Raw genomic sequence first — 26998 nt, 5'->3', positions numbered from 1 at the left:
ATTCGGTCAATGAGGCGGAAATCCTGGAGTGGGATGCCGCCAAAGCCTTGCGCCGCTACGACATCGCGATCACTCGCCTTGGCGTCAAACAGGAGTAGAGCGGTATGCAAATCAATTATTCGCTGGCGTCGGCCGGGCTGACGTACAGCGCAAGCGTCACGGATGACGCGCGGCCTCAGCCGCAAAACCTTGTCGGGCCGTCACCGCTGGATGCCGTACAACAGCCCTTTTCACGCCTGGGCCTGGCGTTGGCCAACGCGGGCGTGGTGATCAATCGCCTAGTCATGGAGCAGGTGCTGCTCAGGGAAACCCTTGAGACGTTCAACGCTTCGTTGCTCAAGAGCCTGGAAGTGCGGCAGACGGTTGACGGCAGCGCCACCGAGAAAAAGACCTCTACGGAACCGGCTTCGACCCAGGCGCGCCGGGAAGCTTATGAGGCGAGTACGACGCGCCTTTCCACCGCTGTCGATAAAGCCCAGGCGCCGGTGGTGGATACCTCGCTGATGCTCCTCACCGACATTGTCGATGGCCTGACGGCGTTGGCCGAAGCGCTGCCGAAAACCACCGCCGCGTTGAGTCTGGCGGGTGCGGCGCTGGCGCCGTTGGTCTCTGGAGTTTTTGGCGCGGTCACGGACAAACTGTACGAAAAGGCCGCCGAGAAAATCCTCGGCGGTGGCGCTTCACCGGCCAGTTCTGGCGCGGGAAAGACGGGCGAAAGCACATCCACCCCAACCAAACCGGGTAAAACCAAAGGCGCCTCGATCAAACCAGGGCGCCAGGGTTTGTTCGGCCAGGTGGCCAAGGTGGGCAGCGCGGTTGAGAAAGCGGCATTGCCGCTGATGCTGGTGGGCGCAAGTGTCGACATTGGCCGTGGGCTGGCGTCGGGCGACATGAAGGCGGTCGGCACCGGAGTGGCTTCGGCCGGCGGTGCGGTGGCCGGTGGTTACGCCGGCAGTGCCATTGGCGGGTTCGTTGGCGCCAGGATTGGCGGCATCGCCGGGGCCGCGCTCGGCTCGATCATTCCGGGCGCCGGTACCCTGTTGGGCGGCGTGCTGGGCAGCGTGGCGGGGAACCTGCTGGGCAAGGCCGTCGGAGGCGTCGTGGGCAATTTTGTCGGCAGCGACCTCGGCGGATGGCTGAGCGAAAAAGTCATGGGCCCTGCGGACCGCCTGCCCCCGCCGGCTGACGTCAGCAAAAACCTCGGCGCTGTCCAGGCGGCCAATCAAGCACTCACCTTCGCTCCGCAAATCACCATCAACGCGCCTGAACAAGCCAGCAATCAAGAGCTGGCCACCCTGGTGGTGCAGCAGATCGAAGCGCAGTTCACGCCGCTGTCGATGGGTGATCTCTTGGGCGCGCGCAGCGGCGCCGCTTTGAATGATGGGAGGGTCTGATGCGACAACAAATGGTATTGGGCAATTTCATTTTCGGACTGGCCCGCGACTTTGCCTATGACACGCTCGCGCGCAATTCGGATGGCGGCTGGACCAGCCTGGACATCATCGCCAGCAAACCGCAATCGCGGCAGTCCGGGCAAAAGTCGGAAACCCTGACGTTCACCGGCAAAGCCATGTACGCCACCGGCATGCAACGGCTCGACGAGCTGCGTGCCTTGCAGGCCGAGCGCCGACCGTTGCCGTTGGTCGACGGTATCGGTCGCAACTGGGGCCTGTGGCGCATCAATACGATTGCCGAGAATCAGAGCGGCGTGATCGATGACGGCACGGCCATGCTTATCGGCTGGACACTCACCCTGGAGGAGTTCGTCAATGCGTAGAGCACGAAGCATTGCCGGTGATTCGGTCAACCTGCTGCTGTACCGCGAGCTGGGCCGTTGTGACGATGCCGCAGAAGAGATGCTCTGGCGCTTGAATCCCGCGTTGGCCGAGCAGGGCCCGGTCTTGCCGGCGGGCGTCTGGGTGAATGTGCCTGAAGTACCGTCGCAGCCGGCCGCTGCGCGCCCTGTCACCGCCTGGGATTAAGGAGGCGTCATGCCCTTGGGATTTACGCCGAGCGTGGAGTTTTACGGCGCCAATGCGGCGCTGCTCAATCAGCGGGTGATGACCTGGACCCATACCGACGCCGCCGGCATCGAGTCTGACCGGCTGGAGTTGACGATCAATACCGAAGGGCTGGACGGGCTGCCGAGCCTGGGCGGCAAGATCGGCCTGAGGGTCGGTTATCGCGAGTCCGGGCTGGTGGAAAAGGGCGAGTTCGTGGTGACGCAACGCACGCCAGTGCTGTTTCCCATGCGCCTGCACATCGTGGCGTCTGCTGCGCCGTTCAGTGTGTCGGACGTCAGCGGCTATCGTCAGCGACGCTCGGTCAGCCATGGCGCCACGACGCTGGGCGCGCTGTTTCGCCAGCTGGTGACGCGCCATGGTTTTTCGCCCCGTGTGGCGCCGGCTCTGGAAGGGATTGCGATTACCCATATCGACCAGTCCAACGAAACCGACATGGGCTTTCTCACCCGGCTCGCGGCGCGCTACCGCGCCGTGTGCAAGCCGATCGACAACCTGTACGTGCTGGCCCAGAGCGGGCAAGTCAAGTCGTTGTCCGGCCAGCAACTGCCCGATGTCACGCTGTCGGTCACCCAGGACAACCGCCCGGGCAGCCAGGCGTTCATCACGGCCAAGATCGACGAAAAGGCCCGCTCGAAATACCGCGGCTGTCGGGTCTACTGGTGGGACAACACCCGCTGTAGCGAACGGATGGTGCAGGTCGGCAGCGCGCCGTTCAAGACCTTGCGCCAACGCTGCCAGAACGAAACCGAAGCCCGGGCCGTGGCCGAAGGCGAGCTGCGCCGTGTCGGCCAGCAAGCGCTGACGCTGGTCATCGAATGCCCAGGCAACCCGCAACTCTGCGCCGAAGGCCTGGTGCTGCTGGACGAGTCCTGGCCGGCGTACATGCGTGGGCGCTGGTCGATCGACAAGGTGATCCACACCCACGATGAGAAAGGCTATCGCAGCTCGGTCACGGCGCTGGGGCTGGCCCATTAGCCATCCCCCGTCCTGCCAATCGGCCGGTGCGTTGTCTTGGTTGTCGTCGGTCATGTTGTGACATGTTTTATTTCGAGACGTGAAGAACCATGGTTATAACGCTTTCTCAACTGATCCAGATTTTGCCTGGCGCCCGCTTCAGAGCGGGCTTTTTTTTGCCCGTATTGAACGTGGCAATGTCCAGGTTCGAGGTTGATCAGCCAAAACGCATCGCTGCCTTCCTCGCCCAAATCGGCCACGAATCCGGCGAGTTGCGCTACGTACGTGAACTGGGCAGCGATCAATACCTCAGCAAATATGACACCGGCGCTCTTGCTGCCCGTCTGGGCAACACGCCCGAAGCGGATGGCGATGGTCAGCGGTATCGGGGCAGGGGGCTGATCCAGATTACCGGGCGGCGCAACTACCTGGCGTGCAGCCGGGCGTTGTTCGGTGATGATCGGCTGTTGCGACAACCGGAATTGCTGGAGCAACCGCAATGGGCCTGTGAGTCCGCTGCGTGGTTCTGGCAGAGCAATGGCCTCAACGAACTGGCCGACAAAGACCAGTTCACCACTATCACTCGGCGGATCAATGGTGGCCTCAATGGGCTGGATCATCGTTTGCAACTGTGGGCGCGAGCCAGGGAGGTGCTATGCGTGCCCGTCTGATCGGGCTGGTTGTGTTGCTGGTGGTGACGGCAGGTGGGGTGTGCCTGCCAGGCCTATGTGCAAGCCATCACCCGTTAGCGTTTTGACGCACGTTGCAACTTGCATGGCCGATTGGCTCCTGTAGGGTAGGCGAACCCCCGCCCATTCCCGGAGACGACCGTGAAGGAAATCACTCAACTGGCTGCCGAACTGGGTCGCCGCTTGCAGGTGCTCAATGCCCACGTCACCACTGCCGAGTCCTGCACCGGCGGTGGCATTGCCGAAGCGATTACGCGCATCCCGGGCAGTTCGGCCTGGTTCGAGGCTGGGTATGTCACCTATTCCAACCGACAGAAGACCCGGCAGTTGAATGTGCCGGAAGCGTTGTTTCCCAAAGTCGGCGCGGTGAGCCAGGAGGTGGTGGAGGCCATGGTCCGTGGCGCCCAGGAGAAAAGCCTGGCGCGTTTCGCCGTGGCGGTCAGCGGTGTGGCGGGGCCGGACGGCGGCTCGCCGGACAAACCGGTGGGCACGGTATGGCTGGCGTTTGGCGTGGGTGATGAGGTCACGGCCGAACGCCAGCACTTCTCCGGCAACCGCGACGAGGTCCGCCGACAAACGGTAAAGGCCGCGCTAGAGGGCTTGTTGCGACGAGCTGCAGCAGAAATAGAAAATCAGGGGTAGGCGATCCCCGATCTTTGTGGAACAATACTGTCTACTTATACAGGTGTTGGCCGTCAGGCCTTATTGATTACGTGAGGACTTTAATGGACGACAACAAGAAGAAAGCCTTGGCTGCGGCCCTGGGTCAGATCGAACGTCAATTCGGCAAGGGTGCCGTAATGCGTATGGGCGATCACGACCGTCAGGCGATCCCGGCCATTTCCACGGGCTCTCTGGGTCTGGACATCGCGCTCGGCATTGGCGGCCTGCCAAAAGGCCGTATCGTTGAAATCTACGGTCCTGAATCTTCCGGTAAAACCACCCTGACCCTGTCGGTGATCGCCCAGGCGCAAAAAATGGGCGCCACCTGTGCGTTCGTCGACGCCGAGCACGCCCTGGACCCTGAGTACGCCGGCAAGCTGGGCGTCAACGTTGACGACCTGCTGGTTTCCCAGCCGGACACCGGTGAGCAGGCCCTGGAAATCACCGACATGCTGGTGCGCTCCAACGCCATCGACGTGATCGTGGTCGACTCCGTGGCTGCCCTGGTACCCAAGGCTGAAATCGAAGGCGAAATGGGCGACATGCACGTGGGCCTGCAAGCCCGTCTGATGTCCCAGGCGCTGCGTAAAATCACCGGTAACATCAAGAACGCCAACTGCCTGGTGATCTTCATCAACCAGATCCGTATGAAGATCGGCGTGATGTTCGGCAGCCCTGAAACCACCACCGGTGGTAACGCGCTGAAATTCTACGCGTCGGTCCGTCTGGATATCCGCCGTACCGGCGCGGTGAAGGAAGGCGACGAGGTGGTGGGTAGCGAAACCCGCGTCAAGATCGTCAAGAACAAGGTGGCGCCACCTTTCCGTCAGGCTGAGTTCCAGATCCTCTACGGCAAGGGTATTTACCTGAATGGCGAGATGATCGACCTGGGTGTGCTGCACGGTTTCGTCGAGAAGTCCGGCGCCTGGTACGCCTACAACGGCAGCAAGATCGGTCAGGGCAAGGCCAACTCGGCCAAGTTCCTGCAGGACAATCCGGAAGTTGCAGCCGCCCTTGAGAAGCAGATTCGCGACAAGCTGTTGTCCGCAGCGCCGGATGTGAAAGCCGCTGCCAACCGCGAGCCGGTTGAAGAAATGGAAGAAGAAGTCGATACCGACATCTGAACCCAGCGATGACAGTTGTACTGGATACACTCGTCGCCGTTCGGCGCACTGCCATGGACCTGCTCGCTCGCCGTGAGCATGGTCGAGTCGAGCTGACGCGTAAATTGCGTCAGCGCGGCGCAGAACCCGAGATGATCGAGACAGCCCTTGATCGCTTGACGGAAGAGGGGCTGTTATCGGAAGCCCGTTACCTCGAAAGTTTTGTCTCCTATCGAGCCCGTTCCGGCTATGGTCCGGCACGGATTCGCGAGGAATTGAGCCAGCGTGGCCTGCAACGCGCTGATATTGACCTTGCCCTACGTGAGTGTGGTATCAGCTGGCAAGCGCAGTTGGAAGACACCTGGCGCCGCAAGTTTTCGGGGCATCTGCCCATTGATGCCAAGGAGCGAGCCAAACAGGGGCGCTTCCTGAGCTATCGCGGATTCTCGATGGACATGATCAGCCGCTTATTGAGTGGCCGTGATCTGGACGACTGAGCATAGGCTGTTGTGGTGAGCGGGCTTGTCGAATCGTCGCACCGCCCGCGCTGGGCTGCACAGCAGCCCCAATCGCCCCACGGTTTAAATCGGAAGTATTCAAAGCATCCAAGGGCCCACTATGAAAATAGTGGGCCCTTTTTTTTCGTCTGCAAAAAATCAAGCCGGTTGTGGCGCCACCCGCTGCTGCGTCTTCCCCTGCGCCTGTGCCCAGTTTTCCGGCAAGTTGATGTAGTCCACCAACTCCCGCAACCGCCCCTGGTCGCGCCCATTGAAATTGAACACCAGGCGCGTCAAATGGCTGAACTTTGCTTCGTCATGTTCTTCGTCGGTATACGCGAGCTGCTGGAATTCCCCACTCAGTCGCAGGCTGGCGAACTCGTTCTGCAAGTGAGCCAGCGCCCGCTCACTGAGTGGATGGTTCATGCGCACGACAAACTCACGCTTGAGCCAGCGGGTAGAGTGGAAGTTGGCATAAAACTGATTGATTTCCTCCACGGCCTCTTCTGCGCTGTGCACCAGTCGCACGAGTTTGAGGTCGGTCGGCAAGATATAGCGATTGGCTTCCAGTTGGCTGCGGATAAAGTCCAGGGCGCCTTGCCAGAACCCACCACCTGGTGCGTCCAGCAACACCACCGGCACCAGCGGGCTCTTGCCGGTCTGGATCAGGGTCAATACTTCCAGCGCTTCATCCAGGGTGCCAAAACCGCCGGGGCACAGCACCAGTGCATCAGCCTCTTTGACGAAGAACAGCTTGCGGGTAAAGAAAAAGTGGAATGACAGCAGGTTGTCGGTGCCATCGATGGTCGGGTTGGCGTGTTGTTCAAACGGCAATGTGATATTGAAACCCAGGCTGTGCGCCAGGCCAGCACCTTCGTGTGCCGCTGCCATGATGCCGCCGCCGCCGCCGGTGATCACCATCAAGTCCGATTTTGCCAGCAGTGCGCCGACTTCCCGGGCCAAGGCATACAGTGGGCTTTCCACCGGGGTGCGTGCCGAGCCGAACACCGTCACCTTGCGTCGTCCCTTGAACTGTTCGAGCACGCGGAAGGCGTTGTCCAGTTCGCGGACGGCTTGCAGGGTGATCTTGGCATTCCAGCGGTTGCGGTCGTCCTGGGCCATGCGCAACACGGTGAGGATCATGTCGCGGTACAGAGGGATATTCGGGCTGTTGGGCGCGATCAGCTGGAGTTGTGCGTCGACCTGCTGCGTGAGGTCGGTCCCGTTTTCTTCAAAATGCCGAAGCAGGCTGTCATTCGGTTCGTAAGGCATTCAACTTCTCCTTCTTCACAGAACCCGGGGCCACGGCGAAAAATTCGTCCGGGGCCACGACACAGCTTGTGTCGCTGCATGCCGCTGGCATTGCACGGTATTCGCCAGGCGGCAAACGGGCTCTGTATGTTCCTTGTGATTTGGAAACCTTTGCACTGCACGTTGCAGGAGGGCAACCCTCTTTTGCCCTGAAAATGTTACAGAACGGTGTAGAAACCATTGTGAACGGGCGGCTGGAATGACTCGATCATGGGCTGAAAAACCCTTGGCTGGCAACCGCTTATTGATCATTCACCACGGAGTTTAGCGGCTGCCTGGCAATCGGTAGCGGGGGAGTTGCGCGCTACGGGACAGCAGCGCGCGAGGGGAGACGGGAAGGCTTACTTTTTCTTCTTCGCAGCAGCCGGTGCCGGGCAATCGGCTTCCACGAACTTGACCGACGCCACCGGGCGGTTGGTCTTGTTCTCGGTGATTTCGTAGCGCATCACGGCGCCTTTGGCCATCAGTTCGCGATAGCCCTTGTTCAGGCACACGCTTTGGCCCAACTGGAAATACACCGCCTTGGGGTTGGCGCGCATCTGTTCGGCACGGTCCGGCATGACGCTCAGGTGATCGATCAGTTGCATGCCCTCGACGGTATAGGCCACTTCCAGGGTTTTTTCGTCGATTTCCCGGGGCAGGTCCTTGTTGCTTTCAGCTGCGACGCTTTGCAGCTTGCGGTTCATTTGGACCTCCAGCAGCGAGGCCGCCTGGGCGCCCACGGGCACTACCAGCGCAAGGGCGATGGAGGGGGCGGCAAGGCGCAGCATGGAACGCAACATGAAACTCTCCTGATTCGGGTACTGGTGCATAGACCAGCCACTGCGCTGGGCGTTCAGTGGCGCGCAATTATAGGTGACCGTTCGCCACTACAGCCAGGCGTATCGCTGGTAAACTGCGGCCACTTCAGTCTTGCCCCGAGTTTTCACTGTGCCGATTTACCCGTCCCGGCGGCGTCACCCATGAGCCACGCTGTTTCCCGCCTGCGCACCCAGCGCCTGGCCCGCGCTGTACGGCCGTTTCTCAATCGGGGTTCCCGTGCCGAGCGCTGTCCCGGCTGCCGGGTTATCCCGCAATACTGCCTGTGCGCCTGGCGGCCCAAGGTGGTGGCCCAATCCGCCATGTGTCTGTTGATGCATGATGTCGAGCCGATGAAGCCCAGCAACACCGGCTGGCTGATTGCCGATGTGATTGAGGACACGACGGCCTTTACCTGGTCACGCACGGAAGTCGACCCGGATTTGCTCACCCTGCTGGCCGATCCGCAGTGGCAACCCTACATCGTGTTTCCTGGTGAATTCGTCGCTCCCGAGCGTGTTGTCAGTGAAGTCAGGGTCGAGGAGGGCAAGCGCCCGCTGTTTATCCTGCTGGATGGCACCTGGAGCGAAGCACGCAAGATGTTCCGCAAGAGCCCGTACCTGGAACACTTGCCGGTGTTGAGCCTGGCGTCGGAACAGTTGTCACGCTACAAACTGCGCCGTTCCAAGCGCGATGATCATTTCTGCACGGCCGAAGTCGCAGCGCTGTGCCTGGAACTGGCCGACGACAATGCCGCCAGTGAAGTACTCGACGCCTATCTGGATGTGTTCAGCAGCCATTATCTGGCTGCCAAGTTTCAGTTGCCCCTGGACCCGACGGACAGTGTTCACACGCGCCTTGCGCCCTATGTCCCGACGCCATGACCAGACGACGTTTGCATGATGGCACCCCGCACCCGTAACCCGCTAAAATGCCTGCGGGCGTAGAGCTTGACCCCCCAGACTACGCTGGGCATGCTGGGCGCCGATCAGGGCTCCCATAAAAAACAGGATCATTTAATCAATGGCCACATACGAAATCCTGATAGCCGATGACCACCCGCTGTTTCGCAGTGCACTGCACCAGGCTGTGACCCTGGGGTTGGGTTCGGACGTGCGCCTGGTTGAAGTGGCCAGCATTGCCGAACTGGAAGCGCGCCTGACCGAGAAGTCCGACTGGGACCTGGTGCTGCTCGACCTGAATATGCCCGGCGCCTATGGGTTTTCCGGTCTGGTGCTGTTGCGTGGGCAGTACCCGCAGATCCCCGTGGTGATGGTCTCAGCCCAGGAAGAAGCCGATGTGGTGGTGCGCTCCAAGGAGTTTGGCGCCAGCGGTTTCATTCCCAAGTCCAGCACCATGGACGAGATCCAGAAAGCCGTGCGCACGGTGCTGGACGGCGAAGTGTCCTGGCCGCCCCAGGCATTCGAGCACATCAACGTGTCCGACGAGGCCAAGGCCGCCCGTGATGGCCTCGCCAGCCTCACCCCCCAGCAATTTCGCGTGCTGACCATGGTCTGCGAAGGGTTGCTGAACAAGCAGATCGCCTACGAGTTGAACGTGTCCGAAGCCACCATCAAGGCCCACGTCACGGCGATTTTCCGCAAGCTGGGCGTGCGTACCCGGACCCAGGCGGCGTTGCTTTTGCAACAACTTGAGTCAATTTCGCAGCATTGAGTTGTCACCGCTTCACGCTTTTTTGACTTGGCGTGATCTAGTTTCCCCACTTCTTTGGTTCAGTTGCCTACGTCTATGTCACCTTTCAAGGGTCAAACCGGTATCAAGCGGATCTTCAATGCGGGGGGCTATTCCCTGGATGGCCTGCGCGCGGCCTTCACGGGCGAGGCGGCTTTCCGTCAGTTGGTGCTGCTCAACGTGATCCTGATTCCGCTGAGCTTTTTCCTGCACGTCAGCCGTGTGGAGCGCGCGCTGCTGATCGCCGTGTGCCTGCTGGCCTTGATCGTCGAACTGCTCAACTCGGCGGTGGAGGCGGCGATCGACCGTATCTCCCTGGACCGTCATCCGTTGTCGAAAAACGCCAAGGACATGGGCAGTGCCGCGCAATTCGTGGCGCTCACCATGATCACCCTGGTGTGGGCCGTGATTCTGATCTGAGGTCAGGCAATGCTCGGCAGCACGATCTCGTCGCTGCGCTGAACCCCGGCGGTAAAGGCGCGGCACAGGTCCAGAAACTCGCGCATCGCTGACGTCTGGTATTTCTGTTTATGCCAGATGAAATAAAACTGCCGGGACAGGTCCAGATCCGGTGTTTCCACCGGCACCAGGCTGCCACGTCGAAACGCGTCGCGCAGTGCCAGTCGGGAAATGCAGCCAATCCCCAGGCCTGACTCGACTGCCCGTTTGATCGCCTCGGTGTGTTCCAGCTCAAGACGGATATTCAGCGCGCTGCGATGATGACGCATTGCCTGGTCGAAGGTCAGACGCGTGCCCGAACCCTGCTCCCGCAGGATCCACGCCTCATGGGTCAGTTCCTCCAGGGTGGCCACGCCACACTTGGCCAAGTGATGCTGGGGCGCGCAAAACACCACCAGTTCGTCTTCGACCCAGGTTTTGACCTCGATGTCCGGGTGGCTGCAGTCGCCTTCGATTAGACCCAAGTCAATTTCGTAATGGGCCACCTGATGCACGATATGGGCAGTGTTCTGCACATGCAGCTTCACCTGGCTCTCGGGGTGTTGCTGCATGAAGCTGCCGATCAACAGCGTGGCCAGGTAGTTGCCGATGGTCAGGGTAGCGCCGACTGCCAGGGAGCCGAAGCCTGACTTGCCGTTGAGCAGGTCCTCGATCTCCTTGGCCTGGTCCAGCAGCGCTACCGCCTGAGGTAACAGCTGATGGCCGAGGGCGTTGAGGCTCAGGCGTTTACCCGCGCGGTCGAATAATTGACAGCTGGATTGACGCTCCAGCTCGGTGATCGAGGTGCTGGCGGCAGATTGAGATAAGGCCAGAAGACCCGCAGCGCGGGAGACGCTTTCCTGCTGGGCAACGGCGACGAACACTTGAAGTTGACGGAGAGTAAATCGCATATCGATATAACCGATAACCCTTATCTTAATAATCCAGTTAACAGATATTGTCGCCGCCATTAGAATGCTGTGCAATTGCGCATCCCATCTTTGGCGCAGACCCATTTCCAGGAGTCCCCCGTACATGAGCAACATGAACCACGAGCGTGTCCTCAGTGTTCATCACTGGAACGACACTCTGTTCAGCTTCAAGTGCACCCGCGATCCGGGCCTGCGCTTCGAGAACGGTCAGTTCGTGATGATCGGCCTGCAACAGCCCAATGGCCGCCCACTCATGCGTGCTTACTCCATTGCCAGCCCGAACTGGGAAGAGCATCTGGAGTTCTTCAGCATCAAGGTCCCCGATGGCCCGTTGACTTCCCAATTGCAGCACTTGAAGGAAGGCGACGAGATCATCATCAGCAAAAAGCCGACAGGCACCCTGGTGCTTGACGATCTGAAGCCGGGCAAACACCTCTACCTGCTCAGCACCGGTACTGGCCTGGCGCCGTTCATGAGTGTGATCCAGGACCCGGAAACCTACGAGCGCTTCGAAAAGGTGATCCTGTGCCACGGCGTGCGTTACGTCAACGAAGTCGCCTATCGCGAGTTCATCACCGAGCACCTGCCGCAGAACGAGTTCTTCGGCGAGGCCCTGCGTGACAAGTTGATCTACTACCCGACCGTGACCCGCGAGCCGTTCGAAAACGAAGGCCGCCTGACCGACCTGATGCGCAGCGGCAAGCTGTTCAGCGACATCGGCCTGCCACCGATCAACCCCGAGGACGACCGCGCCATGCTGTGCGGCAGCCCGAGCATGCTGGACGAAACCAGCGAAGTGCTGAACAGCTTCGGTCTGAAAGTTTCGCCACGGATGCGTGAGCCGGGCGATTACCTGATCGAACGTGCGTTCGTCGAGAAGTAAACACCGCTACAAAAAATTGTGGGAGCTGGCTTGCCTGCGATAGCATCACTGGGGCGTGACTGACACACCGCGGTGCCTGCATCGCGGGCAAGCCCGGCTCCCACACAAGCCAGCCCACATTTTGGTTCCCGGTTTATTTAGCCGGCCACCAGCACTTCCAGCACACAAATCACCCCAGCCTCGGGATAGTGCCAGCGCACGTCCACATCCCAGAACTGCGCACCGTACTCGCGCTCCGGCCCAGGCGTCTGATACGCCGGCCGCGGGTCCTGCGCCAGGCACTGATCGATCAACTCCACCAGCGGTTCGCCAAGGCGTTGAGCGTGGCCTTGTGCCTGTTGCAGCGCGGTCTTAAGCCACTGCACGGGAATCAACGGCGGTGCGCCACTGGCCATCTCGTTGGTGGCGGTGTCGATGATGTCGGCATAAGGCACGTAGGGCTTGATATCCAGGACCGGCGTGCCGTCCAGCAGATCGATCCCGGAAATCCACAGCCGTCCCGGCTCGACCTTGTCCAGTTTGACCACTGACTGGCCAATGCCATTGGGTCGGTGGGTCGCACGGGTGGCGAAAACCCCCATGGAGGTGTTGCCGCCCAGGCGCGGCGGTCGCACCTTCAGGCGGGGCTTGCCCTCGAGGGCCTGGTGGAACAGAAACAACAGCCACACGTGGCTGACCTGCTCCAGGCCCTGTACCGCCTCGCCGCTGTCGAACGGCGCGACCAGTTCCAGCACGCCGCGTGCCGCTGGCGCCAGCTGCGGTTGGCGTGGGATGGCGAATTTCTCCTTGAAGCAGGAGCGCACAAAGCCGACAGGGGAGACCGGGTAACTCATGGTTTACGCACGAACCCGCAGCGTCAGCCCCTTGAGGAAGTTACGCAGCAACTGGTCGCCGCACGGACGGTAGTTGGTGTGGCCAAACTTGCGGAACAGCGCGCTCAGTTCAGGCTTGGACACCGGAAATTCGGCGGCCTTGAGGATGGCGTGCATGTCGTCCTCCTTCAGTTCGAAGGCCACGCGCAGCTTCTTGAGGATGATGTTATTGGTCACCGGGGTTTCGATGGGCTGGGGCGGGCGGCTCTCGTCCTTGCCGCGTTTGAAAATCACCAGGCCGTCGAGAAAGTGCGCCATGACCTCGTCCGGGCAGAACACAAAGCCCTCTTCCTCTTCTTTCTTGAGGTAGTTGAGCAAGTCGTCCCGGGTCACGTCCTGGCCGCCGAGCTTGATGATCTCGACCATCTTGTTGTCGCTGATGTCGAGCATGTAGCGCACGCTGCGCAGTACGTCGTTGTGAATCATTGGGCAATCCTGGTATTCAACTGAGGGCACCGCGCAACGGTGTCGATGCCGAGAAAAGAGGGGCGGCTCAGAACTTCTCTTTGCCGGACAAGTAACGCCATTGACCCACCGGTACCTTGCCGATGGACACGCCGCCGATGCGGATACGACGAATGGCAACCACGTTCAGGCCCACCGCCTCACAGAACGCGGCAATCACACCTGGTGCCGGGTTCTTCAAGGCGAAGCGCAGGCGGTTTTCGTTCTGCCAGCTGGCTTTGACCGCCGGCAGTTCACGGCCTTTGTACGTCAGGCCATGGGCCAGGCGGTTGAGGCCGTGCTCGATCATGTCGCCGGACACCTCGACCACGTATTCCTGCTCGATCTTGGCGGCATCGGCGGTCAATTTGCGCAGAATCTTCCAGTCCTGGGTAAACACCAGCAGGCCGCTGGCCCTGGCTTGCAGGTCGGCGCTGGCGGTCAGGCGCAGAAAGTGGCCTTTGAGCGGGCGTTTGCCGAAGCGGTGTTCTTCGGACAGGGTGTCGGCGCTGATCGAGGCCATGGCCGTGTCGACATCCACGCCGGCCGGGGCGTGCAGCAGGATCGTCACCGGCTCCGGTGCGGTAGCCTTGGCATCCGGGTCCAGCTCGACCTTTTGGGTGGTGACCTTGAACTGGGGCTCGTCGACCACTTCACCGTCCACCGAGACCCAGCCGCCTTCGATAAACAGCTCAGCCTCCCGACGGGAGCAACCGACCAGTTCGATCAGGCGTTTGGAGAGGCGTATGGGGTCAGTCATGACAAGGGCCGTAACAAAAGGGGGCGGTTATTGTACCTGCCTGGCGCCGGTTAATCCCGGCTCCATTTCAATGCCGTGGTTTTTTGTGGGAGCTGGCTTGCCTGCAATGGCATCGCCTCGATACACCTGATATACCGAGTTGTTTGCATCGCAGGCAAGCCCGCTCCCACAGGTATTCGGTGTTTTGTCAGCCATGACTGATTTGCTGCTGGCGCAAGCGCATATGCAACAACGGATAGGGCTGCCCCAGGCCATCATGCTCCGTGCGCCCGACCACCTCGAATCCCTGTTTGAAGTAAAACCCCAGCGCCTGGGGGTTCTGCTCGTTCACGTCCAGCTCATCGGCGTTCAAATGCTCGATCGCGTACGTCAGCAATTGTCGGCCCAAGCCTTCGCCCCGATGCTGCGGGTCAATAAACAGCATCTCGACCTTGCCCGCCGCTACCCCGGCAAACCCGGTGATGTGCTGGCGCGCGTCTTTGGTACAGATCAGCATCACTGCGTCCAGGTAGCGGGTCAGCACCAGGTTTTTCAGCAATACGATGTAGCTGTCCGGCAAAAAGTCGTGGGTGGCCCGCACCGAAGCCTCCCAGATGCGCGCAAGGTCCGCGAAGTCACTGGTTTTAGGTGTGTGGATAACCGAATGCTGACGCATGCCGCTGCCCCTCGCCGATGATTGGCGCCAATGGGCAAAACGATAGACGTAAAAAAGCCCCGCATCTTGTCCAGAGGCGGGGCTTTTTCAATTTTTTACACTCAGTCGATTGTTCCCGCGCTCCGCGTGGGAATACATCCCGTGACGCTGTGCGTCACATCCTGGTTCAGTCGCGTTTTTCAGCCCACAGGTCGTATTCGTCGGCATCGGTCACGGTGCACCACACCTTGTCACCCGGCTTCAAGCCGCTGGCATCGTCGATGAACACGTTACCGTCGATCTCCGGCGCATCGAAGAAGCAACGGCCAACGGCGCCTTGCTCGTCGACTTCGTCGATCAGCACTTCGATTTCCTTGCCGATGCGCAATTGCAGGCGCGCGGAACTGATGGCCTGTTGATGCGCCATGAAGCGCTCCCAACGGTCCTGCTTGACGTCGTCCGGCACCACTTCCAGGTCGAGCAGGTTGGCCGGGGCGCCTTCAACCGGGGAGTACTGGAAGCAGCCGACGCGGTCCAGCTGGGCTTCGGTCAGCCAGTCCAGCAGGTACTGGAAGTCTTCTTCGGTTTCGCCGGGGAAGCCGACGATGAAGGTCGAGCGGATGATCAGTTCAGGGCAGATTTCGCGCCAGTTCTTGATGCGCGCCAGGGTTTTGTCTTCGAAGGCCGGGCGTTTCATCGCCTTCAATACTTTAGGGCTGGCGTGCTGGAACGGGATGTCCAGGTACGGCAGGATCTTGCCGGCGGCCATCAGCGGGATCAGTTCGTCTACGTGCGGGTACGGGTAAACGTAGTGCAGGCGCACCCATACGCCCAGGCTGCTCAAGGCTTCGCAGAGTTCGGTCATGCGGGTTTTCACCGGCGCGCCGTTCCAGAAACCGGTGCGGTATTTCACGTCGACGCCGTAGGCGCTGGTGTCCTGGGAGATCACCAACAGCTCTTTCACGCCGGATTTCACCAGACGCTGGGCCTCGTCCAGTACATCGCCCACCGGGCGGCTCACCAATTTACCGCGCATCGACGGGATGATGCAGAAGCTGCAGCTGTGGTTGCAGCCTTCGGAAATCTTCAGGTACGCGTAGTGGCGCGGCGTCAGCTTGATGCCTTGCGGCGGCACCAGGTCGATCAGCGGGTTATGGTCCTGCTTGGGCGGCACCACTTCGTGCACGGCGTTGACCACCTGCTCGTACTGCTGCGGACCGGTCACGGCCAGGACGCTTGGGTGCACATCGCGGATATTGCCTTCTTCCACGCCCATGCAGCCGGTCACGATGACCTTGCCGTTTTCCTTGATCGCTTCGCCGATCACTTCCAGGGACTCCGCCTTGGCCGAGTCGATGAAGCCACAGGTGTTGACCACTACCACGTCGGCGTCCTGATAAGTGGACACCACGTCATAACCTTCCATGCGCAGTTGGGTCAGGATGCGCTCGGAGTCGACCAGGGCCTTCGGGCAGCCCAGGGATACAAAGCCGACCTTTGGATTGGCCGTCGCGGGAGTGGTGGACATGTCTAACCTCGGTATTGAATGACGCCGCCGCCATGAAAGGCAGGGCAGCGGACGGGCGCTTGGCGCGCCTCTGATCAAAAAGTGCGCAATTCTAGCGACGGGCAGCGCACTTGACCAGCTTTATGCAGGGAAATACGACGAGTGCTGCGCTGGGTGATCCGCATCGCTCGTCCTGCGCGTTCAGGCCCGCAAGTCCTGCTCCGTGCGGTGCGATACCACTTTAGACATGCCCACGCCCAAGGCTTGAAGCACTTTCAGGAGAGTGGACAGTTTTGGATCGCCGCCAACGCCGATGGATCTGTAGAGATTTGCCCTGTTGAGCCCGGTGTTCTGCGACAGGCTAAGCATTCCGCCACGAGCCTCCGCCACTCGTCGAACGGCGACAAGGAAGGCATCTTCACCACCCGCTTCGTCGATCTCCTCAAGCGCAACAGATAGATACTCGAGGGCAAATGCCTCGTCGTCCCGGAGCATTTCAAGAACGCTATCTTCATGGGGGCGAGTACGAATGGTCATTTTTGCTGCACCTTATAGGACTTCCAGAGAGCTTTGGCTTGATTGATGTCGTTCTGCTGTTTGGCCTTTGAGCCACCACCCAACAGGAAAACAATTTTCCGATCCTGGACCGCGTAATACACGCGAAACCCGGGCCCGAAGTCGAGCTTCATCTCAAAGACGCCATCCCCCACTGGCTCTGTAACACCGAAGTGGCCGAGCGCCGCTCGGTCCACCCGGGTGGTGATTCTGGCTTTTGAACGGGTGTCATGCACGGTATCCAGCCAAGCCTGGTAGATATCCACGCCATTGACGGAAAGCATGTGCTTCACTTCGTACATGCGGAATGTACCTTAAAAGAGACAGGTCGATGATTGAGTTTCTATATCGACTGAGCCGGGCCGGAAATATACGGTCGGCCATAAATGCGATCAATGCAGGCAAAACAGCTCCAAAATGCCCTGACCTTTAATGACTGGCGGCTAAAAAGACGCCCGGATCACGTGATCAGCGAAATACGACGAGTGCTGCGCTATGCTTCGCGCCGTTGCACACAGGTAAAACCCCTGGGTCAATAAAACGTCTGTTACGAGAAGTAAAACAGCGCATGCTAGGGTCAGTTCAGCGCGCTGTTTATAAATGACCGCAGGTCAAAGGGCAGGAGTGGTTGATGGGTCACGCAAGTAGTCAGGCAGCAGGTGTCGAGCATTCCAATGCCAAACCGATTGGCATGCTGGTGGCGGCGGTCGGGGTGGTTTATGGCGATATCGGCACCAGCCCGCTCTACACCCTTAAAGAGGTGTTCACTGGCGGTTATGGGGTTCAGGTCAATCACGACGGCGTGCTGGGTATCCTCGCGCTGATCTTCTGGTCGCTGATCTGGGTGGTGTCGATCAAATACATGCTGTTCGTGTTGCGGGCCGACAACCAGGGCGAGGGCGGCATCATGGCCCTGACGGCGCTGGCGCGTCGGGCGGCAGGCGAGCGCAGGAAATTGCGCAGCTTCCTGGTGGTCTGCGGCTTGTGCGGGGCGGCGCTGTTCTACGGTGACAGCATGATCACCCCGGCGATTTCGGTGCTTTCGGCCATTGAGGGGTTGGAACTGGCATTCGATGGCCTGGAAAAATGGGTCGTGCCCATCGCACTGATCGTGCTGGTGGCCCTGTTCCTGATCCAGAAACACGGCACCGACCGCATCGGCAAGCTGTTCGGCCCGGTGATGGTCACCTGGTTCCTGGTACTGGGCGGCCTGGGCGTGTATGGCATCACCCTGCACCCTGAAGTGCTCAATGCCATGAACCCGATCTGGGCTGTGCGGTTTTTCGAGGCTCACCCGGGCATCGGCCTGGCGATCCTGGGCGCGGTGGTCCTGGCGCTGACCGGCGCCGAGGCGCTGTATGCCGACATGGGCCACTTCGGCCGTAAACCCATTGCCCGTGCCTGGTTCATCCTGGTGCTGCCGGCGCTGGTGCTCAACTACTTCGGCCAGGGCGCCATGTTGCTGGGCGATCCGGAAGCCGCGCGCAACCCGTTCTACCTGCTGGCGCCAAGCTGGGCGCTGATTCCGCTAGTGGTGCTGTCCACCCTGGCCACTGTGATCGCCTCCCAGGCAGTGATTTCCGGCGCGTTCTCGCTGACACGCCAGGCGATCCAGTTGGGTTACATCCCGCGCATGCACATTCAGCACACATCCAGTGCCGAACAGGGCCAGATCTACATCGGCGCGGTGAACTGGTCGTTGATGGTCGGCGTGATTCTGCTGGTGCTGGGTTTCGAGTCCTCCAACGCGCTGGCTTCGGCTTACGGCGTGGCGGTGACCGGCACCATGCTGATGACCACCATTCTGGTGTCGGCGGTGATGCTGCTGCTGTGGAAGTGGCCACCGGTGCTGGCCGTGCCGGTGCTGGTCTGCTGCCTGCTGGTGGATGGCCTGTATTTTGCCGCCAACGTGCCGAAGATCATTCAGGGCGGCGCCTTCCCGGTGCTGGCGGGGATCGTGCTGTTCGTGCTGATGACCACCTGGAAGCGCGGCAAGCAACTGCTGGTGGACCGTCTCGACGAGGGCGGTCTGCCGTTGCCGATCTTCATCGGCAGCATCCGCGTGCAGCCGCCGCATCGCGTGCAGGGCGCGGCGGTGTTCCTCACGGCCCGCCCGGATGCCGTGCCCCATGCGCTGCTGCACAACCTGTTGCACAACCAGGTGCTGCATGAGCAAGTGGTGCTGTTGACGGTGGTCTACGAGGACATTCCCCGCGTGCCGGTCACGCGGCGTTTCGAGGTGGATTCCTACGGCGAAGGTTTCTTCCGGGTGATCCTGCACTTCGGTTTTGCCGACGAACCGGACGTGCCCGAAGCCTTGAAGCTGTGCCATCTGGACGAGCTGGATTTCAGCCCGATGCGCACCACTTACTTCCTCAGCCGCGAAACCGTCATCGCTTCGCGCATCAAGGGCATGGCACGCTGGCGCGAAGCGCTGTTCGCGTTCATGTTGAAGAACGCCAACGGCAACCTGCGCTTCTTCAAGCTGCCGGTCAACCGCGTGATCGAGCTGGGTACCCAGGTCGAAATGTAATCCGTCGTTGTACGGGAGCCGGCAATCGGCTCCCGTTTTCCTTTCTGAACCCTGTGCATTTCGACGTTGTCGACTAGGCTCTAAGCACGAAACAGTGCCCATAGAACCCAGAAGAGGTGCGCCATGAGTCAGCTGCTCGAACCCTACACCCTCCGTGAATTGACCCTGCTCAACCGCATCGCGGTCTCACCGATGTGCCAGTACTCGGCGGTCGACGGTCTGGCCAATGACTGGCACCTTGTCCACCTGGGCAGCCGCGCCGTGGGCGGCGCAGGCCTGATCTTCACCGAAGCCATCGCTGTGACCGCCGACGGTCGTATTACCGCCCAGGACCTTGGTCTGTGGAACGACGCACAGATCGAACCCTTGCAGCGCATCACTCGATTTATCGCCGCCCAAGGCGCCGTGGCCGGCATTCAATTGGCCCACGCCGGGCGCAAGGCCAGCACCCATCGTCCCTGGATCGGCAAGCATGGCAGCGTCAAACCGGCAGACGGCGGCTGGGTGCCGGTGGGGCCGTCGCCCATTGCCTTCGACCCGACCTATACACAACCCAGGCAGTTGGATGAAGGGCAGATCCGTCAGGTAATCGATGATTTCGTCGCGGCGGCCAAACGCGCATTGACCGCCGGTTTCAAGGTGGTGGAAGTGCACGCTGCCCATGGCTACCTGTTGCACCAGTTCCTGTCGCCGATCAGCAATCAGCGTCAGGACCAATACGGTGGCTCGTTCGAGAACCGTATCCGCCTGGTACTGGACGTGACCCGGGCCGTACGCGAAGTCTGGCCTCGGGAGCTACCGTTGTTCGTGCGAGTGTCGGCCACCGATTGGGTGGAAGACGGTTGGAACCCGGATGAAACCGTGGAGCTCGCGCGACGCCTCAAAGACCTGGGCGTGGACTTGATCGACGTGTCGTCGGGCGGCACGGCGGCCAATGCCGAGATCCCCACCGGCCCCGGCTACCAGACGCGGTTCGCCGAGCGCGTGCGCAAGGAGTCCGGCATCGCCACGGGCACGGTGGGCATGATCACCGAACCGGCCCAGGCCGAGCATATTTTGCGCACCTGCCAGGCCGACATCATTTTCCTGGCCCGCGAGTTGTTGCGCGACCCTTACTGGCCACTGCATGCCGATGACGACCTGGGCGGGCGCAAGGCGGTGTGGCCGGCGCAATACCAGCGGGCGACCCACCGCGACCAGCCGATCCATGAGTCTGATCTGAGGGATTGACCCCGCTTGCGTTTCACCCGAACCCACCCTGACCGGTGGGTTTTTTGTTGCTCGGGCCGAGGGGAATGCTGATCCTTATGGCTTCAAAGCAGGAGGCCATCATGTGGGTGGAAAGAGCGTTAACCGAAAACGATATCCCGTTGCTGGCGACCATCGACCGTACGGAGCAGGTTCACGAATGTTATCGCGTGGAAAACGGCGAGCTGGTGCTGTACGCCGATTACCACGACATGCGCGGCTGGCCTGAAGGCGAGGCCGAACAGGATGCCATTGCGCTGCGTGCCTGCCTCCAGCGAGGCGGCTGGCTGTGGGGCGTGTTCGACGGGCCGGCGCTGGTAGCGGCGGTGGTGGTGGACAACCGGCCTCTTCACCAGCAGGGCCTGCACTTGCGCCAGTTGAAGTTTCTGCATGTCAGCCAATCCGCTCGCGGCCAGGGGCTGGGCAGCCGTTTGTTCGCGCTGGCCTGCGAGCAGGGTCGGCAAGCCGGAGCGGATGCCCTGTACGTGTCGGCCACCGAATCGCGCAACACCGTGGACTTCTATCGGCGCCATGGCTGCCGGTTGTTGTCCCGGCCCGATCCGGATCTGTATGCCCAGGAGCCTCACGATATTCATCTGTATCGAATGCTGGATGAGAAAGGGCTGTAGGTCTTTGTTACCGAAGCGGTTTTTTTAAGTGAATACTCTAAAAAAATCCCACGTGTCACGAGATTGTTTCTACGCTTAGGGTAAGTCTGATTTCTGGCCCAGGGAGTCAGTCTGTTTGCTCGCTGAGGCATTGCGCTTCACGGGAGGCGGGTGATGGGCACCAGGAGCATTTGATTGATATCAGGAGAAACAGTCCATGGCCAAATCCTATGGCGTAGCGGTTATGTTGGTGTCTTTTCTGTTCCGCGGGCTGCCTTTGCGGGGGCGCCGGTTGAGCGTGGAAGAGGCAGAGTTGCTGACGCAGTATCGAGCGCTGACTGAGAACGACCAGGTGGCGATGCGTTATCTGATCGGGGCGATGAGGAGTGTTTCGCGGTTTTAAAGCAACCTGAAAGAGATCGCTCCCACGCAGCGCGTGGGAGCGATCGGCTATCAGGTGTACTTGCGCTGGTCCGGTGCCGGCGGGAAGTACTGGTACAACCAGGTCTCGCTCAAGGTGCGATCCTGGGTGCGGATAAACAGGCGCAGTTCTACCGGTTCTACGCTGTCGCTGGTCGGGTACCAGTCGAACAGGATGCGGTAGCCCTTGATGCTGTCGAGCACCAGCACGCTGAAATCCTTCACCTGGCCGTGGGAACAGGTCACCACGGGTTCGATGCCGGTACCCGGTGGCAGACGGTCCAGGCCGCCGCCCTTGAAGTCCACGGCAAAACGACGTGCCCACACTTCAGGGTAATGTTCGCCCGGTGCCCAGCCTTCGGTGAAACCGCCCATGCCGGAGCGGGTCGCGTCCACTTGCGCCAACGGCGTGCTCACCGGTGGCAGGGCACTCCAGTAAAGCTTGTAGCCATAGTTGAGCGAGTCGCCGGCGGCCACGGGCTTTTTCGGTGTCCAGAAGGCCACGATATTGTCCAGGGTCTCGCCGGTGGTGGGGATTTCCAGCAGGTCGATGGAGCCTTCGCCCCAGGCCGTCGTCGGTTCGACCCACAGGCTTGGACGCTTGCTATACCAGTCCACCGTGTCCTGGTAGCTGGCGAACTCGTGGTCGGTCTGCACCAGGCCGAAGCCTTTCGGGTCTTTGTCGGCAAAGGCGTTGAACTGCAACTTGGCCGGGTTGTTCAGCGGTCGGCAGATCCATTCACCGTTGCCACGCCACATCGCCAGGCGGTCGGAGTCGTGGATTTGCGGGTGGATGGTGTCGCACATGCGGCGCTCGTGAGTGCCGCAACTGAACATGCTGGTCATCGGCGCGATGCCCAGTTGTTCGATGGTGGTACGCGCGTTGATATGGGCGTCGATGGCCATCACCACCTGGTTGGCCTGGCAGTCGATGTCGAAGCGGTAGGCTCCGGTGGCGCTCGGCGAGTCGAGCAGGGCGTAGACCACGAAGCGGGTGGCGTTCTTGTCCGGGGTTTCAAACCAGAACTGCGTGAAATCGGGAAACTCCTCGCGTTTTTTCGCGTAGGTGTCGATGGCCAGGCCACGCGCCGAAAGACCGTACTGGCCGGTGTTGTCCACCGCGCGGAAGTAGCTGGCGCCAAGGAATGACAGCACGTCATGGCGGTCCAGCTCCGGCGCCTTGAACAGCTTGAAGCCGGAGAAACCCAGGTCACCGGTCAGTTGTTTGGTGTCGACCGTGGTCTTTTCATAATTGAACAGCGACGGGCGGAAATGCACCTCGCGCGCTTCACGGGTCTTGGAGTCGACGCTGTGCATGCGTACCGGTGTCTTGAAACCCATGCCGACGTGGAAGAACTGTACGTCGAGCTGGCCATTCAAGTCTTTCCACAGCGAATGCTTGCCGTCGTAGCCGATGGCGTTGAAATTCTGTGGGGTCATGGTCGCCAGAGTCGGCGGCAGCACCTGTTTGGTGTCTTTGTAAGCGGTCCCGGCGAGTTGCCTGGCCTGGGCTTTCAAGCTTTCAAAGTCGAACGCCACGGCCTTGCCGTCAGCGGCGCGGTTCCCGGCCCAGGCCTGCGCGGCCAGCAGGCCACTGGCCGACAAACCGGTGTAAGCCGCAATGGCCATGGACGCTTTGAGCAAATTCCTGCGGTGCATAGAGACAACCTGTCGTGAGCTGATCCCACGCCGTTCCTGGCGTTTAGTGGATAAGAAATTACGGTTCGGACATGCCTTCGGCCAAACGCAACGGACGTTAAACAGACGCCGGATAGCTTAAGCGGTTCGATGAAGAAGGAAAAATGATTGATGGCGGGGTGATGGCTTTGCAAATGCGACAAGACATTTCCAACTAACACAATTCCACCGTAGGAGCCGGCTTGCCGGCGATAGCGGTGCATCATTCAACCCTTTAGTGGCTGAACAATCGCTATCGCAGGCAAGCCAGCTCCCACAATTGAGTTGTGATAGCAGGGGGGGTCAGGTGATTTCGCCAACGGCGCGGTACGCCTCATCAATCGCCGCATGGGCATACGCGCTCCACGCCGCGTCGGAGTTGGCGATGCTCACATGCCCCACCGGTTGTTTCGCCAGTTTCATCCACGCTTCGCTCTGGTCCGCATCATCGAACAGACTGTTGGAGAAGCTCGCATAACCATGTGACCAACGGTTGACCGTGATCGCCAGAATGTCGGACTCATGGTTGAACCCGCCCGGGCCGAGCATGCGTTGCAGTTGGTCGCGCAACTGCGCTTCGAGTTGCTCGAACGTCTGCCCGTACAATTTGCCTCGCCCGGCGCGGGCCTGGTCGCGGGCGTTCATGCCGCTGTTGGGGCTGGTCGGCACGTAGACCATGTGCAAGCCAATCGGCTGCGTCGGGTCGCGCGGGTGGTCGTAGCCGCCCATGCTCACCGGGTAATCCAGCTTGATGCGGCTGTAAGGTTGGGTCGCCGCATAAATCTCATGCACCCCCAGCTTCTGGAACGACTGCCAATTACGGATTACCACCTTGGTGTACACCAACGGGTACTTCACGTTCTGGCTCAAGGCATGAGCCTGGGGCGCCGGCAGGTCCTTCAACAGGTACGGGATCATCATGTTGTAACAGGCCAGGATGCAGCGTTTGCCACGCACCTGGGCCAATTGCCCACCCCGACTGTAGCCGATGTGCACGCTGTCGCCCACGTTACGCACACTGACGGCCGTGCTGTTCAGGCGCAGGCGCACCGGCGCTTTGGGCTGGTCGAGCCTGGCGTAGTCAAAGGCCGCCAGCACGATATCGTCCATGGTGTGTCCCGGCGCCACGCCTGGGATCAGGCTGCGCACCAGCAGGCGCGCCAGCGAGGCGTTGCCATCGGGGAAGTGGTAGATGTAGGGCTCTTCCATTTCCGCAGCGGCTTCTTCGCTGATCGGTGCCAGGTTCATGCCGCCAAACCCTGGGAAACCCACGCTGTAAGCATCAGCAGCAGCGACCGCATCAATGCTCAATGCCATGAAATCATTGGTGCGGCTCTGAAAGTACTTCACCGCACCTTCCGACAAACCTACGTTTTTGAGCAGGAAATCGCGGTAGCTGGTGGCGGCGAGGTAGCTGGCCTTTTCCTCGGCGGTTTTGCCCGGCAGGTAATCCCTGGGGGCGGTGTGCAGTTCGATCAGGGCCTGGCGGTCGGCTTGGGGCAGCGGGAAGTCATTGATGAAGTCGCGCAGGGCGCGTGCATTGAGTTGGTCCGGCGCGATGTCGTCGGCCACCATGGGTGTCGGGTCGCCAGTCACCAGTTTGTCTTCGCCGAAGTTTTCCTTGTCGAAAAACACCCCGCGCGACAACCCGAGACTGGGGTAGAACGGGCGGTCGAACGCGGTTTCGAAGCGCTTGATATTCACCCCGAGTTTCTTCAACAGCCCGTTCACTTCCTGGCTGTAGAGGTGGTTGGGCGACTGGAACGCTTCGCTGCCGCCGTAGCCGATGATCAGGCGGCCACCCGCCTGGAATTCATTGCGCTTGGCGTGGCCGCCGAAATCATCGTGGTTTTCCAGGATCAGGATCTTCGCCTTGGGGTGCTTCTCGCGGTAGAACCAGGCCGCCGACAGACCACTCAAACCGCCGCCCACCACCACCAGGTCGTAGTCTTCGCTGATCGGCAGTGGGTCGGTGTCGAACACCTTCTTTTCCCAGCCCATCTGGTGCGCCACTTCGAACGAGCCGGCATGGCTGCCGCGCAAGCCGGTGAGGGCGGGCGGGTAGTAGCGGCCATCCGGGGCGGCTTGCAGCAGTTGCAGCGGGGTCATACCGGCGGCAACGGTAATGGCGACGCCGTTGAGGAAGTCGCGGCGGGTGATATCCATGGGGAAGAACCTGAATTTTATTGTTATGAGAGGAAACTTGTGTGGACGGGCTTTTTGTGGGAACGGGCTTTCTCGCGAAGGCGGTGGACCAGTCGATGAATACGGTGACTGACAGACTGCTTTCGCGGGCAAGCCCGCTCCCACACAAGCCTCAGTGCTTGAACATCACATGGCGCACGGTGGTGTAGTCCTCCAGCCCGTACATGGACATGTCCTTGCCATACCCCGACAGTTTCTGACCGCCATGGGGCATTTCGCTGACGAGCATGAAGTGGGTGTTCACCCAGGTGCAGCCGTACTGCAAGCGTGCGGCCAGGCGATGGGCGCGGCCGACATCGGCGGTCCATACGGACGACGCCAGGCCGTAGTCCGAATCGTTGGCCCAGCCCAGCACCTGTGCCTCGTCGGTGAACTTTGTCACCGACACCACCGGCCCGAACACTTCGCGGCGCACGATTTCATCGTCCTGCTGTGCGTCGGCCAATACGGTGGGTTCAAAGAAGAACCCATTGCCTTCCACCGCCTTGCCGCCGGTGACCAGGCGAATGTGCGGTTGCGCCACCGCACGCTCGACAAACCCGGCCACGCGGTCGCGATGCTGTGCGGTGATCAGCGGGCCCAGCTCGGTGGCCGGGTCATCCTGCAAGCCGTACTTGATGCTGGCGACCGCTGCGCCAAGCTTCTCGACAAAGGCATCATAGATGTCTGCTTGCGCATAGATCCGGCACGCCGCCGTGCAATCCTGGCCGGCGTTGTAGAAACCGAAGGTGCGAATGCCTTCCACGGCGGCATCGATATCGGCGTCATTGAAGATGATCACCGGGGCCTTGCCGCCCAGTTCCATGTGCATGCGTTTCACGCTGTCGGCGGTGCTGGAGATGATGTTCGCACCGGTGGCGATGGAGCCGGTCAGGGACACCATGCGCACTTTCGGGTGGGTTACCAGCGGGCTGCCGACGCTTGGCCCACGGCCAAACACCAGGTTGAGTACGCCGGCGGGGAAAATATCCGCTGCCAGTTCAACCAGGCGCAACGCGGTCAGCGGGGTTTGTTCCGACGGCTTGAGCACCACGGTATTACCGGCGGCCAGGGCCGGAGCGATTTTCCAGGCGACCATCATCAAGGGGTAGTTCCACGGTGCGATGGAGGCGATTACGCCCATCGGGTCGCGGCGGATCATCGACGTGTGGCCGGGCAGGTATTCGCCGCCCGCCGAACCGCTCATGCAACGGCTGGCGCCGGCAAAGAAGCGAAACACATCGGCAATCGCCGGGATCTCGTCGTTCAGCGCGGCGCTGTAGGGCTTGCCGCAGTTGTCCGATTCCAGCCTGGCCAGCTCTTCGCCGTGGCTTTCGATCACGTCCGCCAGTTTCAGCAGCAGCAGGGAGCGGTCCTTGGGCGCGGTTTGCGACCAGCTTTCGAACGCCGCATCGGCGGCGCGCACGGCGGCATCGACCTGGGCTTCGCTGGCCTCGTTGATTTCCACCAGCACGCGGCCCAGGGCCGGGTTGAAGACGGCTTGGGCCGGGCCTTCGCCTTCGACCAGGTGGCCGTTGATCAAGAGTTTGGTTTGCATGGTTCAGTTCTCCT

29 protein-coding genes are annotated in these 26998 nt (G+C 60.8%); 16 read left to right on the top strand and 13 right to left on the bottom strand.

The genetic code is table 11. The features are described 5' to 3' along the window. Positions 1-104 precede the first annotated feature (104 nt). The 8 genes from ACW9IN_RS06105 to recX all read left to right on the top strand — a co-directional run bounded on the left by ACW9IN_RS06105 (position 105) and on the right by recX (position 5930). Entirely contained in the window at positions 105-1394 is a 1290-nt protein-coding gene (locus ACW9IN_RS06105; RefSeq protein WP_457365031.1) for a hypothetical protein, read from the top strand. Then, positions 1394-1777, top strand: a complete 384-nt coding sequence (locus ACW9IN_RS06100; RefSeq protein ID WP_457365030.1) for a phage tail protein — start codon at positions 1394-1396, stop codon at positions 1775-1777. Before ACW9IN_RS06105 ends, ACW9IN_RS06100 begins: the two co-directional genes overlap by 1 nt. Further along, complete coding sequence (locus ACW9IN_RS06095; protein WP_457365029.1) at positions 1770-1982, top strand: tail protein X; 213 nt, start codon at positions 1770-1772, stop codon at positions 1980-1982. Before ACW9IN_RS06100 ends, ACW9IN_RS06095 begins: the two co-directional genes overlap by 8 nt. 9 nt (positions 1983-1991) lie before the next feature. Beyond that, a complete protein-coding gene (locus ACW9IN_RS06090) occupies positions 1992-2999 on the top strand; it encodes a phage late control D family protein (RefSeq protein WP_457365028.1) in 1008 nt (335 codons plus the stop codon). 89 nt (positions 3000-3088) lie between these two features. Continuing rightward, positions 3089-3649 carry a glycoside hydrolase family 19 protein gene (locus ACW9IN_RS06085; protein ID WP_457365027.1) on the top strand — a complete coding sequence of 187 codons (561 nt, stop codon included), beginning with the start codon at positions 3089-3091 and terminating at the stop codon, positions 3647-3649. A 159-nt stretch (positions 3650-3808) separates the two neighbouring features. After that, positions 3809-4309, top strand: a complete 501-nt coding sequence (locus tag ACW9IN_RS06080; protein WP_457365026.1) for a CinA family protein — start codon at positions 3809-3811, stop codon at positions 4307-4309. 83 nt (positions 4310-4392) lie between these two features. Further along, positions 4393-5454, top strand: coding sequence for a recombinase RecA (recA, locus tag ACW9IN_RS06075; RefSeq protein ID WP_457365025.1), 1062 nt, complete (start codon positions 4393-4395; stop codon positions 5452-5454). Between the two features lie 8 nt (positions 5455-5462). Continuing rightward, a complete protein-coding gene (recX, locus tag ACW9IN_RS06070; protein ID WP_457365024.1) occupies positions 5463-5930 on the top strand; it encodes a recombination regulator RecX in 468 nt (155 codons plus the stop codon). Between the two features lie 159 nt (positions 5931-6089). Here recX and ACW9IN_RS06065 read toward each other — a convergent pair whose 3' ends face one another. Both ACW9IN_RS06065 and ACW9IN_RS06060 read right to left on the bottom strand, forming a co-directional pair. After that, positions 6090-7202, bottom strand: coding sequence for an LOG family protein (locus tag ACW9IN_RS06065; RefSeq protein ID WP_457365023.1), 1113 nt, complete (start codon positions 7200-7202; stop codon positions 6090-6092). A gap of 380 nt (positions 7203-7582) precedes the next feature. Beyond that, positions 7583-8023, bottom strand: coding sequence for a PA3611 family quorum-sensing-regulated virulence factor (locus ACW9IN_RS06060; RefSeq protein WP_457365022.1), 441 nt, complete (start codon positions 8021-8023; stop codon positions 7583-7585). Between the two features lie 180 nt (positions 8024-8203). Here ACW9IN_RS06060 and ACW9IN_RS06055 point away from each other — a divergent pair, with 180 nt between their 5' ends. From ACW9IN_RS06055 to ACW9IN_RS06045, 3 genes are all read left to right on the top strand, one after another. Continuing rightward, positions 8204-8923, top strand: coding sequence for a tRNA-uridine aminocarboxypropyltransferase (locus tag ACW9IN_RS06055; protein ID WP_457365021.1), 720 nt, complete (start codon positions 8204-8206; stop codon positions 8921-8923). 139 nt (positions 8924-9062) lie between these two features. After that, positions 9063-9713 carry a response regulator transcription factor ErdR gene (erdR, locus tag ACW9IN_RS06050; RefSeq protein ID WP_457365020.1) on the top strand — a complete coding sequence of 217 codons (651 nt, stop codon included), beginning with the start codon at positions 9063-9065 and terminating at the stop codon, positions 9711-9713. A 75-nt stretch (positions 9714-9788) separates the two neighbouring features. Next, positions 9789-10151: a diacylglycerol kinase gene (locus ACW9IN_RS06045; RefSeq protein ID WP_017137081.1), complete on the top strand. Its 363-nt coding sequence runs from the start codon at positions 9789-9791 to the stop codon at positions 10149-10151. Between the two features lie 2 nt (positions 10152-10153). On the opposite strand, the gene ACW9IN_RS06040 is transcribed toward ACW9IN_RS06045, so the two are convergent. Then, positions 10154-11080 carry a LysR family transcriptional regulator gene (locus ACW9IN_RS06040; RefSeq protein WP_457365019.1) on the bottom strand — a complete coding sequence of 309 codons (927 nt, stop codon included), beginning with the start codon at positions 11078-11080 and terminating at the stop codon, positions 10154-10156. A 124-nt stretch (positions 11081-11204) separates the two neighbouring features. Here ACW9IN_RS06040 and fpr point away from each other — a divergent pair, with 124 nt between their 5' ends. Continuing rightward, positions 11205-11984, top strand: a complete 780-nt coding sequence (gene fpr / locus ACW9IN_RS06035; protein ID WP_003189055.1) for a ferredoxin-NADP reductase — start codon at positions 11205-11207, stop codon at positions 11982-11984. A gap of 137 nt (positions 11985-12121) precedes the next feature. Here the strand turns inward: fpr and tsaA are convergent, their stop codons facing one another. The 7 genes from tsaA to ACW9IN_RS06000 all read right to left on the bottom strand — a co-directional run bounded on the left by tsaA (position 12122) and on the right by ACW9IN_RS06000 (position 17058). After that, the gene (gene tsaA / locus ACW9IN_RS06030; RefSeq protein WP_457365018.1) at positions 12122-12817 is read right to left on the bottom strand and encodes a tRNA (N6-threonylcarbamoyladenosine(37)-N6)-methyltransferase TrmO; all 696 of its coding nucleotides are present in this window, start codon (positions 12815-12817) and stop codon (positions 12122-12124) included. A gap of 3 nt (positions 12818-12820) precedes the next feature. Then, positions 12821-13282 (bottom strand): DUF1456 family protein, encoded by a 462-nt coding sequence (locus tag ACW9IN_RS06025; protein ID WP_457365017.1) that lies wholly within the window; start codon positions 13280-13282, stop codon positions 12821-12823. Positions 13283-13349: 67 nt separating this feature from the next. After that, positions 13350-14060 carry an rRNA pseudouridine synthase gene (locus ACW9IN_RS06020; protein ID WP_457365016.1) on the bottom strand — a complete coding sequence of 237 codons (711 nt, stop codon included), beginning with the start codon at positions 14058-14060 and terminating at the stop codon, positions 13350-13352. A 187-nt stretch (positions 14061-14247) separates the two neighbouring features. Beyond that, positions 14248-14715: a GNAT family N-acetyltransferase gene (locus ACW9IN_RS06015; protein WP_457365015.1), complete on the bottom strand. Its 468-nt coding sequence runs from the start codon at positions 14713-14715 to the stop codon at positions 14248-14250. A gap of 166 nt (positions 14716-14881) precedes the next feature. Continuing rightward, positions 14882-16222, bottom strand: a complete 1341-nt coding sequence (gene rimO, locus ACW9IN_RS06010) for a 30S ribosomal protein S12 methylthiotransferase RimO (protein WP_457365014.1) — start codon at positions 16220-16222, stop codon at positions 14882-14884. 180 nt (positions 16223-16402) lie between these two features. Continuing rightward, positions 16403-16738: an addiction module antidote protein gene (locus ACW9IN_RS06005; protein WP_457365013.1), complete on the bottom strand. Its 336-nt coding sequence runs from the start codon at positions 16736-16738 to the stop codon at positions 16403-16405. Then, a complete protein-coding gene (locus ACW9IN_RS06000) occupies positions 16735-17058 on the bottom strand; it encodes a type II toxin-antitoxin system RelE/ParE family toxin (RefSeq protein WP_457365012.1) in 324 nt (107 codons plus the stop codon). The genes ACW9IN_RS06005 and ACW9IN_RS06000 overlap by 4 nt, the downstream gene beginning before the upstream one ends. A 329-nt stretch (positions 17059-17387) precedes the next feature. Between ACW9IN_RS06000 and ACW9IN_RS05995 the strand changes: the two genes are divergently transcribed. The 4 genes from ACW9IN_RS05995 (at position 17388) to ACW9IN_RS05980 (ending at position 21548) form a co-directional block, all read left to right on the top strand. Continuing rightward, positions 17388-19289, top strand: a complete 1902-nt coding sequence (locus ACW9IN_RS05995; protein WP_457365011.1) for a potassium transporter Kup — start codon at positions 17388-17390, stop codon at positions 19287-19289. A 123-nt stretch (positions 19290-19412) separates the two neighbouring features. Next, entirely contained in the window at positions 19413-20519 is a 1107-nt protein-coding gene (locus tag ACW9IN_RS05990; RefSeq protein ID WP_457365010.1) for an NADH:flavin oxidoreductase/NADH oxidase, read from the top strand. 101 nt (positions 20520-20620) lie between these two features. Further along, positions 20621-21166, top strand: a complete 546-nt coding sequence (locus ACW9IN_RS05985) for a GNAT family N-acetyltransferase (protein ID WP_457365009.1) — start codon at positions 20621-20623, stop codon at positions 21164-21166. Positions 21167-21362: 196 nt separating this feature from the next. Continuing rightward, on the top strand, positions 21363-21548 hold the full coding sequence (locus ACW9IN_RS05980) for a hypothetical protein (RefSeq protein ID WP_457365008.1): 186 nt from the start codon (positions 21363-21365) through the stop codon (positions 21546-21548). Positions 21549-21598: 50 nt separating this feature from the next. Here ACW9IN_RS05980 and ACW9IN_RS05975 read toward each other — a convergent pair whose 3' ends face one another. The 3 genes from ACW9IN_RS05975 to ACW9IN_RS05965 form a co-directional block, all read right to left on the bottom strand. Further along, complete coding sequence (locus tag ACW9IN_RS05975; protein WP_457365007.1) at positions 21599-23224, bottom strand: glucan biosynthesis protein D; 1626 nt, start codon at positions 23222-23224, stop codon at positions 21599-21601. A gap of 321 nt (positions 23225-23545) precedes the next feature. Continuing rightward, positions 23546-25408 carry an NAD(P)-binding protein gene (locus tag ACW9IN_RS05970; protein ID WP_457365006.1) on the bottom strand — a complete coding sequence of 621 codons (1863 nt, stop codon included), beginning with the start codon at positions 25406-25408 and terminating at the stop codon, positions 23546-23548. Between the two features lie 151 nt (positions 25409-25559). Beyond that, positions 25560-26984 carry a gamma-aminobutyraldehyde dehydrogenase gene (locus ACW9IN_RS05965; protein ID WP_457365005.1) on the bottom strand — a complete coding sequence of 475 codons (1425 nt, stop codon included), beginning with the start codon at positions 26982-26984 and terminating at the stop codon, positions 25560-25562. Positions 26985-26998 lie beyond the last annotated feature (14 nt).

Source organism: Pseudomonas sp. SDO5271_S396, assembly GCF_054071795.1.
Note: the sequence above shows the minus strand (reverse complement) of the source record. Positions and strands in the feature narration are given on the sequence as shown.

Excerpts from the sequence above, each read along its gene's own strand:
- ACW9IN_RS06105 (WP_457365031.1), top strand. The coding sequence starts at position 105 with ATGCAAATCAATTATTCGCTGGCGTCGGCCGGGCTGACGTACAGCGCA.
- ACW9IN_RS06100 (WP_457365030.1), top strand. The coding sequence starts at position 1,394 with ATGCGACAACAAATGGTATTGGGCAATTTCATTTTCGGACTGGCCCGC.
- ACW9IN_RS06095 (WP_457365029.1), top strand. The coding sequence starts at position 1,770 with ATGCGTAGAGCACGAAGCATTGCCGGTGATTCGGTCAACCTGCTGCTG.
- ACW9IN_RS06090 (WP_457365028.1), top strand. The coding sequence starts at position 1,992 with ATGCCCTTGGGATTTACGCCGAGCGTGGAGTTTTACGGCGCCAATGCG.
- ACW9IN_RS06085 (WP_457365027.1), top strand. The coding sequence starts at position 3,089 with ATGGTTATAACGCTTTCTCAACTGATCCAGATTTTGCCTGGCGCCCGC.
- recA (WP_457365025.1), top strand. The coding sequence starts at position 4,393 with ATGGACGACAACAAGAAGAAAGCCTTGGCTGCGGCCCTGGGTCAGATC.
- recX (WP_457365024.1), top strand. The coding sequence starts at position 5,463 with ATGACAGTTGTACTGGATACACTCGTCGCCGTTCGGCGCACTGCCATG.
- ACW9IN_RS06065 (WP_457365023.1), bottom strand. The coding sequence starts at position 7,202 with ATGCCTTACGAACCGAATGACAGCCTGCTTCGGCATTTTGAAGAAAAC.
- ACW9IN_RS06060 (WP_457365022.1), bottom strand. The coding sequence starts at position 8,023 with ATGTTGCGTTCCATGCTGCGCCTTGCCGCCCCCTCCATCGCCCTTGCG.
- ACW9IN_RS06055 (WP_457365021.1), top strand. The coding sequence starts at position 8,204 with ATGAGCCACGCTGTTTCCCGCCTGCGCACCCAGCGCCTGGCCCGCGCT.
- erdR (WP_457365020.1), top strand. The coding sequence starts at position 9,063 with ATGGCCACATACGAAATCCTGATAGCCGATGACCACCCGCTGTTTCGC.
- ACW9IN_RS06045 (WP_017137081.1), top strand. The coding sequence starts at position 9,789 with ATGTCACCTTTCAAGGGTCAAACCGGTATCAAGCGGATCTTCAATGCG.
- ACW9IN_RS06040 (WP_457365019.1), bottom strand. The coding sequence starts at position 11,080 with ATGCGATTTACTCTCCGTCAACTTCAAGTGTTCGTCGCCGTTGCCCAG.
- fpr (WP_003189055.1), top strand. The coding sequence starts at position 11,205 with ATGAGCAACATGAACCACGAGCGTGTCCTCAGTGTTCATCACTGGAAC.
- tsaA (WP_457365018.1), bottom strand. The coding sequence starts at position 12,817 with ATGAGTTACCCGGTCTCCCCTGTCGGCTTTGTGCGCTCCTGCTTCAAG.
- ACW9IN_RS06025 (WP_457365017.1), bottom strand. The coding sequence starts at position 13,282 with ATGATTCACAACGACGTACTGCGCAGCGTGCGCTACATGCTCGACATC.
- ACW9IN_RS06020 (WP_457365016.1), bottom strand. The coding sequence starts at position 14,060 with ATGACTGACCCCATACGCCTCTCCAAACGCCTGATCGAACTGGTCGGT.
- ACW9IN_RS06015 (WP_457365015.1), bottom strand. The coding sequence starts at position 14,715 with ATGCGTCAGCATTCGGTTATCCACACACCTAAAACCAGTGACTTCGCG.
- rimO (WP_457365014.1), bottom strand. The coding sequence starts at position 16,222 with ATGTCCACCACTCCCGCGACGGCCAATCCAAAGGTCGGCTTTGTATCC.
- ACW9IN_RS06005 (WP_457365013.1), bottom strand. The coding sequence starts at position 16,738 with ATGACCATTCGTACTCGCCCCCATGAAGATAGCGTTCTTGAAATGCTC.
- ACW9IN_RS06000 (WP_457365012.1), bottom strand. The coding sequence starts at position 17,058 with ATGTACGAAGTGAAGCACATGCTTTCCGTCAATGGCGTGGATATCTAC.
- ACW9IN_RS05995 (WP_457365011.1), top strand. The coding sequence starts at position 17,388 with ATGGGTCACGCAAGTAGTCAGGCAGCAGGTGTCGAGCATTCCAATGCC.
- ACW9IN_RS05990 (WP_457365010.1), top strand. The coding sequence starts at position 19,413 with ATGAGTCAGCTGCTCGAACCCTACACCCTCCGTGAATTGACCCTGCTC.
- ACW9IN_RS05985 (WP_457365009.1), top strand. The coding sequence starts at position 20,621 with ATGTGGGTGGAAAGAGCGTTAACCGAAAACGATATCCCGTTGCTGGCG.
- ACW9IN_RS05980 (WP_457365008.1), top strand. The coding sequence starts at position 21,363 with ATGGCCAAATCCTATGGCGTAGCGGTTATGTTGGTGTCTTTTCTGTTC.
- ACW9IN_RS05975 (WP_457365007.1), bottom strand. The coding sequence starts at position 23,224 with ATGCACCGCAGGAATTTGCTCAAAGCGTCCATGGCCATTGCGGCTTAC.
- ACW9IN_RS05970 (WP_457365006.1), bottom strand. The coding sequence starts at position 25,408 with ATGGATATCACCCGCCGCGACTTCCTCAACGGCGTCGCCATTACCGTT.
- ACW9IN_RS05965 (WP_457365005.1), bottom strand. The coding sequence starts at position 26,984 with ATGCAAACCAAACTCTTGATCAACGGCCACCTGGTCGAAGGCGAAGGC.